The 3,256-nt window shown below is 68.6% G+C and carries 2 protein-coding genes and 1 pseudogene; 1 reads left to right on the forward strand and 2 read right to left on the reverse strand.

Annotated features, from left to right (window positions below; all coding sequences use genetic code 11):
* Nucleotides 1-287: 287 nt before the first annotated feature.
* Both ACH4XV_RS48440 and ACH4XV_RS48445 read right to left on the reverse strand, forming a co-directional pair.
* Entirely contained in the window at nucleotides 288-737 is a 450-nt protein-coding gene (locus ACH4XV_RS48440) for a hypothetical protein (RefSeq protein WP_395801034.1), read from the reverse strand.
* Nucleotides 738-884: 147 nt separating this feature from the next.
* Complete coding sequence (locus ACH4XV_RS48445; RefSeq protein WP_395801036.1) at nucleotides 885-1,118, reverse strand: hypothetical protein; 234 nt, start codon at nucleotides 1,116-1,118, stop codon at nucleotides 885-887.
* A gap of 323 nt (nucleotides 1,119-1,441) precedes the next feature.
* Here ACH4XV_RS48445 and ACH4XV_RS48450 point away from each other — a divergent pair.
* Nucleotides 1,442-2,990: pseudogene (locus ACH4XV_RS48450) on the forward strand (NF041680 family putative transposase).
* Nucleotides 2,991-3,256 lie beyond the last annotated feature (266 nt).

Here is a 3,256-nt window from a genome sequence, read left to right on the forward strand (position 1 = left end):
CAGGACCACGAGCTCTAGCGACGAGTTCCGGTCACAGCCACTCGTTGACAACGGCGATCAGGACGGTCGCCTCGTAGCGGACCGCGAGCTTGTCGCGTCGCGATGCGACGGCGCGGTGCCTCTTGAGGCGGTTGATCCCGCACTCGACCGCGTGGCGCCTGCGGTAGTCCGCCGGGTCGAAACGTGTGGTTGGCCCCTGCGGGAGCCGAGCTTCCGGCGATTGCGGGCCTACGAGGGCGCACTCCACCTCGCGGCCATCCTGATCGGAATGCGGAGCCAGGTTCGAGTCAGCGGGAGCTGTGCGCTGCTTGAAGGGCCGCCCACTCCAGGACGGGGAACTCGTAGCCCCAGCGCCTCCGGTACCCGTCTGTCCCATGCTTGGAGAGAAGCTCCTCGATCATGGCCATGAAGGCTGTGACGAACGCCTCTGTTGGTACCCGACCTGCCCAGACCAGCCTCGCGTCCGACCACCAGGACGACGGCTCGTTCAAGTCCGCAAACTCCACTATCTGAACGAAGACCTCCTTCTCCGTCTGGTTGAAGAAGACTCTCGTCCCGCTCGGCTCGTCGACGAACGTCACGAAGGTCGCACTGCAACCGAGGAGCAGGGCCCGGACACCGTTTATGAACCCGGCCAGGACCTCAGGCCCTATGTACGAGGCGTGCACCTTCTGTTCGGCATCGTTCACCGACCACGACCACCTGGCCCACCCAGACCCGCCGAGCTTCCAGCGCATGCTCTGGTCATGTGCCGAAGAATCGTTGAATGAACCGTGAAGCATGCCTTCCCCCTGTGCCAAGCGATGCCGACCCTAGAAGTCGCCGAGTCGACCATGACTCGATCATGAGCACGACGATGTCACAGACGTATCTGAGCTTGTGCCTTATCCTCCTTCGCCGTCATGCGGCGGCAGGGGGATGCTGTAGGCGGCGTCAAGCCTGTTGATGATCTTCCGGAGTTGGCGGGCGCCCCGGGGTGACATCGCGTTCATCACCGCGTCGAGGAGGGCGCGCGCCTCCAAAGGGTTGCCGCAGCAGTACCAGTGCACGTTGCCCCACTCGTAGTCGTGCCACTGCTGCCGCTCGGAGCGGCGAACGTGGTCCCGCCACAGGCGCACAGCGACGGCGACATCCCCTGGTTGCAGGTAATTCCGGGTGCGTTCGAGGTGGGCTACCTCGGAGAGTGCCCGGGAGGAGACACCGTCGATCGCGGGTCTCGACGCCTGTGTCCGGTGCAGAGGGAGGCTGGTCCGGACGTCCGTCGGCCGTCTACGCGGCATGGACCTTTCGGTTCGTCATCACGCGGCCCATGGTGTCACGATCGCGCGCGCTTCTCGAACGAGTTCACTCATCCGGGAGTTTGCCGGACGCGGACACGGCCTTCGCCTGACCATGTGCTCCGACCAAGGACGCCACCTGAACTCGACGAAGGCCGTGGGGAATGAGTCTGCTGTACCGCGATGCCCAGCGAGAGCCGTTCGCTGAAGCGTCACACTTCCGGGAGGACTTCTACGGATGCCTGACCGCCCGGCGTGACGAACTGTTCGAGCTCGCGGACTCGTTGCTGTGCGCGGACGGGCCGGTGACGTCGCCGGTGGAGCTGACGCTGGTGCCCGAGCACCGGCGTGGGCACGGCGCGCTGTACGACGCTCTCAACCGCGGCCACCTCGACGCCGGACGGCTGCGGCGGACGCCGGCCGCGCTACCCCAGCCGAAGGCCGCCGATGCCCGCCTCGTCCTGGCCGTGGACGTGAGCAACTAGCTGCGGCCGGACGCCGAGTGCAGCGCGGACCGGCTGTTCTGCCACACCTAAGGCCGCGGCCGGGACCAGCACCTGATGATCCCGGGCCGGCCGTACTCCTTCGTCGCCGCTCTCGAATCGGGCCGTACCTCCTGGTGCCGGCTGCTGGACGCGGTGCGGCTCGGCCCCGAGGACGATGTCGCCGAGATCACCGCCGTCCAGGTCCGCCGCGTGATCGAGGACCTGGTCACCGGCGGGCGGTGGCGCGAGGGCGAGCCGGACGTCCTGGTCGTCTTCGACGCCGGCTACGACGCACCGCGTATGGCCCACCTTCTCGACGGGCTGCCCGTCGAGATCCGGGGCCGGATGCGCTCGGATCGCGTCATGCGCCGGCCGACACCCACGCAGCCGGAGTACGCCAATGCCTATCCCCAGAGCGGGCGGCCGCCGAAGCACGGCAAGGAGTTCCGCTTCGCCAGGCCCGAGAGCCGGGGCGAGCCCGACGCGGCGACCGTCCAGATCACCGACCGCTACGGCACCGCGAAAGTGATGGCCTGGGACCGACTCCACCCCAGGCTCACCACCCGCTCCGCGTGGATCGACCACGACGGTGAACTCCCCATCATCGAAGGGACGTTGATCCGCCTGGAGGTCGACCGCCTGCCCGGCGGCGGAGACCCGCTGCCGCTGTGGCTGTGCTCCTCCGCCACCGCCATGAGCGCCGGCGACGTCGATCTGCGCCGGCAGGCGTTTCTGCGGAGATTCGACCTGGAGCACACATTCCGGATGATCAAGCAGACGCTCGGCTGGACCCGCCCCAAGCTCCGCACACCGGAAGCGACGGACCGCTGGACGTGGCTGATCATCGTCGCCCATACCCAGCTCCGCCTCGTCCGGCCACTCGCCGAGGATGTCCGCCGGCCCTGGGAAAAGGCCGGTCAAACCGAACAGGCTCACCCCGGCCCGGGTCCGCCGGGGGTTCAGGAACCTCCGCCCGACCTTGCCCTGCCCGGCCCGTGTGCCCAAACCCACCCGGCCTGGCCCCGGCCGGCCGCTGAGAGACAGGCCTAGGCGCGGCTTGGTGGTGAATCCGCCGCGTGAGCGGCGCGGCCCGTGGTCTCCAGGCTTGGCGAAGGCGCCGCCCGACGGTTCCTCCTGCAGGTCGCCCTGCCTTCGGGGTCCGGCCGCGTGCTGGTGGGCGCGGCAGACCGTGGAGTCAATGGTCGGGTCCCACGTGATCGCACCCTGAGCACAGACCCGAGTCCGCTGCTGCGCGGTGTCGGGGCGCGGGTCGACTCGGCGCAGTGGCGTGACGCGCGGGCGGTCGCCGTTGTGGATGTCGGTGGGTCGGGTGTGGCGGAGGTGGGGGTGTTTCAGGCGGGTGCGGTGCGGTCGTGGAGTGCGGCGTCGATCCAGGGGGTGTCGGGGGAGATGCGCCACAAGGCGGCGACCATGGCTTTGAGTTCGTCGGGTGGGCCGTCCCATTTCGTGGTGGTCCAGGCGATCGGCAGGCCG

Source organism: Embleya sp. NPDC020630 (genome assembly GCF_044334985.1).
Taxonomy (GTDB): Bacteria; Actinomycetota; Actinomycetes; order Streptomycetales; family Streptomycetaceae; genus Embleya.

What these genes read in the sequence shown, in the direction of transcription:
- ACH4XV_RS48440 (WP_395801034.1), bottom strand. Translation starts at nt 737, where the DNA reads ATGCGCTGGAAGCTCGGCGGGTCTGGGTGGGCCAGGTGGTCGTGGTCG.